The organism is Cellulomonas hominis (genome assembly GCF_005239125.1).
GTDB lineage: Bacteria > Actinomycetota > Actinomycetes > Actinomycetales > Cellulomonadaceae > Cellulomonas > Cellulomonas hominis_A.
In genome coordinates this window covers 1-5,836 of the sequence record NZ_SZYE01000216.1, presented here as the reverse complement: position 1 = coordinate 5,836, position 5,836 = coordinate 1, and the positions used below count along the sequence as shown (strand labels likewise).

The window sequence follows — 5,836 nt, the reverse complement described above, 5'->3', positions numbered from 1 at the left end:
CCCGGCCCTCCCCCTGAGCGCCGCCGCGCCCGCCCAGCCCTCCGCCCGCGCCGCCGCGGTCGCCCCCGCCCCGGAGGGCAGCGCCGAGGCCCGCCGGCGCGAGTCGTTCTACGAGGAGGTCGGCGGCCACGCGACGTTCGCCCGGCTGGTCGACGCGTTCTACGAGGGCGTCGCCACGGACCCCGTGCTGAAGCCGATGTACCCCGAGGAGGACCTCGGCCCCGCGAAGCGCCGGCTGACGATGTTCCTCGAGCAGTACTGGGGCGGGCCGACCGCCTACTCCGAGGAGCGCGGCCACCCCCGGCTGCGGATGCGGCACATGCCGTTCGTCGTCGACCCCGACGCGCGGGACCGCTGGCTGCGGCACATGCGCGCGGCGGTCGACGTGCTCGACCTCGCGCCGCTGCACGAGGCGACGCTGTGGGACTACCTGGAGCGCGCCGCGCACTCGCTGGTCAACTCCGCCGGACGCTGACCAGGCCCGCGGGGCGCACCCGGGCGGCACCGACGGCGCACCGGCCCGGCGGGTCGTCGTGAGACGCTGGCCCGCGTGACCGACGCCGCACCCTCGACCGCCCCCGCCCCCGACCCGATCACCGCGCTGCTCGGCGTCCTCGACGTCGCCCCCGGCACCGGCCCGGACGCCTTCACCGCCACGAACCTCCCGAAGCCCGGCGGCCGGGTGTTCGGCGGCCAGGTGATCGCGCAGGCGCTCGTCGCGGCGGGGCGCACCGTCCCCGAGGGCCGGCTGCCGCACTCGCTGCACGGGTACTTCCTGCGCGCGGGCGAGGTCGGCACCCCGATCGAGCTGGGGGTGGAACGGCTGCGCGACGGCCGGTCGTTCTCCGCGCGGCGCACGCACGCGGCGCAGGACGGCGACCCGATCCTGTCGATGATCGCCTCGTTCCAGGAGGACCAGCCCGGGGTCGAGCACACCGAGCCCGCTCCGGACGTCCCGGCCCCCGAGGACGTGGAGTCGGCGATGGACCGGATGGGCCACCTGGACCACCCGGTCGCGCGGTTCTGGACGCACGAGAGCGCGTTCGACGTCCGGCACGTCGGCGGCTCGCTGTACCTCGGCCCGGCCCCGACGCCCGAGGGCCGGCAGCGGGTGTGGATGCGCGCCAAGGGCGCCCTGCCCGACGACCAGCTGCTGCACCGCGCGCTGCTCGCGTTCGCGTGCGACCAGATCATGCTCGAGCCGGTGCTGCGCCGCGCCGGGCTGTCCTGGCTCACGCCGGGGCTGTCGGTGGCGAGCCTGGACCACGCCATGTGGTGGCACCGGGACGTCCGGGTCGACGACTGGCTGCTGTTCGACCAGGACAGCCCGTCGGCGCAGGGCGGCCGGGGGCTCGGCAGCACCCGGGTGTTCGACCGGTCGGGCACGCTGCTGGCGACCATCGCCCAGGAGGGCATGGTCCGGGTCCCCGCCGCCTGACCGGCGGGCGCGCGGGCCGGTCCGCCGAGCGGTCCCTGACGCCCCAGGGGTTCCGCTGGCGGGGCGCCGGGGCCCGGTGCACAGTGTCCCGGTGGTGAGGCTGCGACGGGTCCGGATCGACTCCCCGGGGTGGACCCGGCGACGCGCCGGGAAGGGGTTCTCCTACCTGGACGTCGACCGCGTCACGCGGATCACGGACGCCGAGCACCTGGACCGCATCGTCGCGCTCGCCATCCCGCCCGCGTGGCAGGACGTGTGGATCAGCCCGTGGGCGAACGGCCACATCCAGGCGGCCGGGCTCGACGACGCCCAGCGGCGGCAGTACCTCTACCACGAGCAGTGGCGGCGCCGCCGCGACCGGCTCAAGCACGACCACGTCCTCGACGTCGCGCGCCGGCTGCCCGCCGCACGCCGGTCGGTGCGCCGCGACCTCGCGCTGCCGGGGTTCCCGCGGGCGAAGGCCCTCGCGCTGGCGTTCCGGCTGCTCGACCTCGCGTACTTCCGGGCCGGCGGCGAGGGCTACGCGCAGCGCAACGGCTCCTACGGCCTCGCGACCCTGCGCCGCGAGCACGTGCAGGTGCTCGCCGACGACGACGGCGCGGAGACGGCCGTGCGGTTCCACTACCCGGCCAAGTCGGGGCAGATCCGGGACGTCGTGGTCGAGGACGCGCAGGTCGCCGAGCTCGTCGGGACCCTGCTGCGCCGGCGCGGCGGCGGGCCCGAGCTGCTGGCCTGGCGCGACGACGACGGGTGGCACGACATCACCAGCGCGGAGGTGGGCGCCGACGTGAAGCACCGGCTCGGCGACGACGCCAGCCCGAAGGACTTCCGGACCTGGCACGCGACGGTGCTCGCCGCGCGGGGGCTCGCGGCCAGCGGTCCCGCCCCGGCGTCCGAGCGCGGCCGGCGCCGGGTGGTCGCGACGGTCGTCAAGGCGGTGTCGCACGAGCTCGGCAACACCCCGGCGGTGTGCCGGGCGTCCTACATCGACCCGCGGGTCGTCGACCTGTGGACCCACGGCACGACGATCCGCCCGACCCGGTCCCAGGCGGTCGCGGAGAAGGAGACCCTGGCGCTGCTGTCCTGAGTCAGTCCCGGACGCGGGCCAGGGCGAAGCCGTCCCAGCCCTTCGCGCCGACGGTCTGCAGCGCCGTCGCGTCCAGCCGCGGGTGCGTGCCCAGCGCGTGCAGCACCTCGCGCGACCCGACCACCCGCGGGTCGTCGGACGCCGCGTCGGCCACGGCGCCCCGCCGCACGACGTTGTCGACGACGACCACCGTCCCCGGGTGCGACAGCCGCACCGCGAGGTCCAGGTAGCGCGCGTTGCTCGGCTTGTCCGCGTCGACGAACACGAGGTCGAACGGCTCCTCGCCCTGCGCGAGCAGCTGCTCGGCCGAGTCGCCCGCCGGCCCCTCGACCAGCCGCACCCGGTCCGCGACGCCCGCGCGCACGAAGTTCTCCCGGGCGACGGCGGCGTGCACCGGGTCGATCTCCAGCGTCGTCACCTGCCCGTCCGGCCCGACGGCGTCGGCGAACCACAGGGTGCTGTACCCGGCGAGCGTGCCGAACTCCAGCACCCGGCGCGCGCCCGCGATCCGGCACAGCAGCCACAGCAGCCGGCCCTCCGTCGGCGCCACCTCGATGGCCGGCAGCCCGGCCGCCCGTCCGGCGTCCCGCGCCGCGACCAGCTCCGCGCTCTCCGGCACCAGCTCCGCGACCAGGTACGCGTCGACCGCCGCCCAGCCCTGCTCTCCCGACCCGTGCTCGCCCATGCCCCGATCATGCACCCGGCCCGGCGCGGGTCCACCGGATGCGGTCCGCGCCCGGGCGTCGGAGACTGCGGACGTGCCCCAGGACCCCGCCGTGACCGGCCCGAGCGCGGACGCGCCCACCGCCGACGACCTGCTTCCCGAGCCGGTCGCCCGCACCCTCAGCGGCATCGTCCCGGGGGTCGGACCCGACGGACGACCCCGGCCGGACGCCCCGCTGGTGGCCGTCACCGGCGTGACCGGCTACGTCGGGGGGCGCCTGGTCCCGGAGCTGCTGGCCGCCGGGTACCGGGTGCGCGCGATCGCCCGCCGCCCCGAGCGGCTGCGTGGCCGGCCCTGGTACGACGCCGTCGAGGTCGCCCAGGCGGACGCCGCCGAGCCCGACCAGATCCGCGCCGCGCTCGAGGGCACCGCCGTCGCGTACTACCTGATCCACTCGCTCGGCTCCGGCCGCCGGTTCGAGCAGCGGGACCGGCACACGGCGCTCACGTTCGGCGCTGCTGCCCGCGAGGCCGGCGTCGGCCGGATCGTCTACCTCGGCGGGCTCACGCCGGACACCGAGGACCTGTCCCCGCACCTCGCCTCGCGCAAGGAGGTCGGCGAGATCCTGCTCGCCTCCGGCGTCCCGACGACGGCGCTGCGCGCGGCGATCATCCTCGGCTCGGGGTCGGCGTCGTTCGAGATGATGCGGTACCTCACCGAGCGGCTGCCCGCCATGACCGTGCCCAAGTGGCTGGACAACCGCATCCAGCCGATCGCGATCCGGGACGTGCTGCGGTACCTGGTCGGCTCGGCCTCGATGCCGCCGGACGTCAGCCGGGAGTTCGACATCGGCGGGCCCGACGTCCTGACGTACCGCGACATGATGCAGGGGTACGCCAAGGCCGCCGGGCTGCCGCGGCGGCTCATCGTCAAGGTGCCGGTCCTGACCCCGCGGCTGTCCAGCCACTGGGTCGGCCTGGTCACGCCCGTGCCGTCCGGCATCGCCCGGCCGCTGGTCGAGTCGCTGATCCACGAGGTCGTCTGCGACGAGCACGACATCGCCCGGTACGTCCCGGACCCGCCGGAGGGCCTGATCTCGTTCCCGCGCGCGCTGGAGCTCGCGCTCGCCCGGGTCCGCGAGGCCGACGTGACGACGCGCTGGTCGTCCGCCGGCGTGCCCGGCGCGCCCTCCGAGCCGCTGCCCTCCGACCCCGACTGGGCCGGCGGCTCGCTCTACGAGGACGCCCGCAGCGTCGACGTCGACGCGTCGCCCGCGGCCCTGTGGCGGGTGCTGGAGTCCGTCGGCGGCGAGCGCGGCTGGTACTCGTGGTCGCTCGCGTGGCGGGTGCGCGGCCTGCTGGACCGGGTCGTCGGCGGGCCGGGTCTGCGACGGGGCCGGCGGGACCCGCGGCGGCTCGTCGTCGACGACGCGGTGGACTTCTGGCGGGTCGAGGAGGTCCAGCCCGGCCGGCTGCTGCGGCTGCGCGCCGAGATGCGGCTGCCCGGGCTGGCGTGGCTGGAGCTGCGGGTCGAGCCCGACGGCGACACCCCCGAGGAGCAGGGCGACACGGACTCCGCCCGCCCCGCCGACGTCTCCCCCGAGCGCTGGACGACGCCGCCGACCCGGTTCGCGCAGCGGGCCGTGTTCCACCCGCACGGGCTGCTCGGGCAGCTGTACTGGTGGGCGGTGTACCCGTTCCACGGCGTGGTGTTCGGCGGGATGCAGCGCAACATCGCCCGCGCGGCGGAGACCGCGGAGCGCTCGCGCCGCGACCTCCCGCGCTGACCCGCGCGCCCCGCGAGCGAGGACCCGCGCGCCGAGGCAGGACCCTGGACGGTCCTGTCTCGGCGGCTCGAGGGCGCCGAGATCGGTGGGTCGGCGCGAGATCGGTGGGTGGGGGCGCCGATCTCGGGCGCAAGCGCCGATCTCGGCGCGGGGTCAGCGGCCGCGGCGGCGGAAGGTCGGCGGGGTCTCGACGTAGGGCAGCCAGGCCGCCCGCTCGGTCTCGCCGATGCGGCGCGGCGAGCCGCTCGCGGCGTCGACCAGCACGAGGGTCGTGACCGCCCGGGCGTACGGGCCGGCGCCGTCGACGGGGACGTCGTCGGGGGACGCGTCGTGCACCTCGTAGCAGACGTCGATGCTCGCGCCCCCGAGGTGGCCGATCCACATGTCGACGAGGACCGGCGTGCGGCGGTAGCCGAGCGGGCGCAGGTACTCGACCTCCTGGCGGGCGACGAGCGTCGCGGTCCGGGCGCCCGGGCCCGCGTCGAGCACGGCCGTCGGCCACGTCTCGCGGTCGCGCACGCCCGGCGCGGCGCCCTCGCCGAGCGGGTCGGCCGGCGCGGGGTGCGCCCAGAAGGCCTCGATGCGGGCCTCCTCGAGCAGCCGCAGCAGCTCGACGTTGTTCACGTGCCCGTACGCGTCCATGTCGGACCAGCGCAGCTGGACCGGCACCCGGAGCCTGGCCATCCGTCCTCCGTCCCTCGGTGCGGCGCCGTGCCGCGCCCCCAGCATCCTGCCCCTCCGACCGGCGCCCGCGGGCGCGGCGCGCGTGTGGCGTCGGCCGCACCGGCACGCGGGGCGAGCTCAGCCGCGCCCGGTCCCCCGTGCGCGGCGGGCTCAGCGCGCCCGGTCCCCCGCCGCGCG

The 5,836-nt window shown here is 77.0% G+C and carries 6 protein-coding genes; 4 read left to right on the top strand and 2 right to left on the bottom strand.

Annotated features, from left to right (window positions below):
* Positions 1–145 precede the first annotated feature (145 nt).
* The 3 genes from FA014_RS17385 to FA014_RS17375 all read left to right on the top strand — a co-directional run bounded on the left by FA014_RS17385 (position 146) and on the right by FA014_RS17375 (position 2,525).
* Positions 146–475, top strand: coding sequence for a globin (locus FA014_RS17385; protein WP_230323336.1), 330 nt, complete (start codon positions 146–148; stop codon positions 473–475).
* A 75-nt stretch (positions 476–550) separates the two neighbouring features.
* Positions 551–1,438 carry an acyl-CoA thioesterase gene (locus tag FA014_RS17380; protein WP_154730891.1) on the top strand — a complete coding sequence of 296 codons (888 nt, stop codon included), beginning with the start codon at positions 551–553 and terminating at the stop codon, positions 1,436–1,438.
* Positions 1,439–1,529: 91 nt separating this feature from the next.
* Entirely contained in the window at positions 1,530–2,525 is a 996-nt protein-coding gene (locus tag FA014_RS17375; RefSeq protein WP_154730890.1) for a DNA topoisomerase IB, read from the top strand.
* A gap of 1 nt (position 2,526) precedes the next feature.
* On the opposite strand, the gene FA014_RS17370 is transcribed toward FA014_RS17375, so the two are convergent.
* On the bottom strand, positions 2,527–3,210 hold the full coding sequence (locus FA014_RS17370) for an O-methyltransferase (RefSeq protein ID WP_154730889.1): 684 nt from the start codon (positions 3,208–3,210) through the stop codon (positions 2,527–2,529).
* Here FA014_RS17370 and FA014_RS17365 point away from each other — a divergent pair.
* Positions 3,209–4,975 carry an SDR family oxidoreductase gene (locus tag FA014_RS17365; protein WP_419178434.1) on the top strand — a complete coding sequence of 589 codons (1,767 nt, stop codon included), beginning with the start codon at positions 3,209–3,211 and terminating at the stop codon, positions 4,973–4,975. The two genes, FA014_RS17370 and FA014_RS17365, sit on opposite strands and share 2 nt — an antisense overlap.
* A gap of 153 nt (positions 4,976–5,128) precedes the next feature.
* On the opposite strand, the gene FA014_RS17360 is transcribed toward FA014_RS17365, so the two are convergent.
* A complete protein-coding gene (locus tag FA014_RS17360; RefSeq protein WP_154730888.1) occupies positions 5,129–5,659 on the bottom strand; it encodes an acyl-CoA thioesterase in 531 nt (176 codons plus the stop codon).
* Positions 5,660–5,836: the final 177 nt, after the last annotated feature.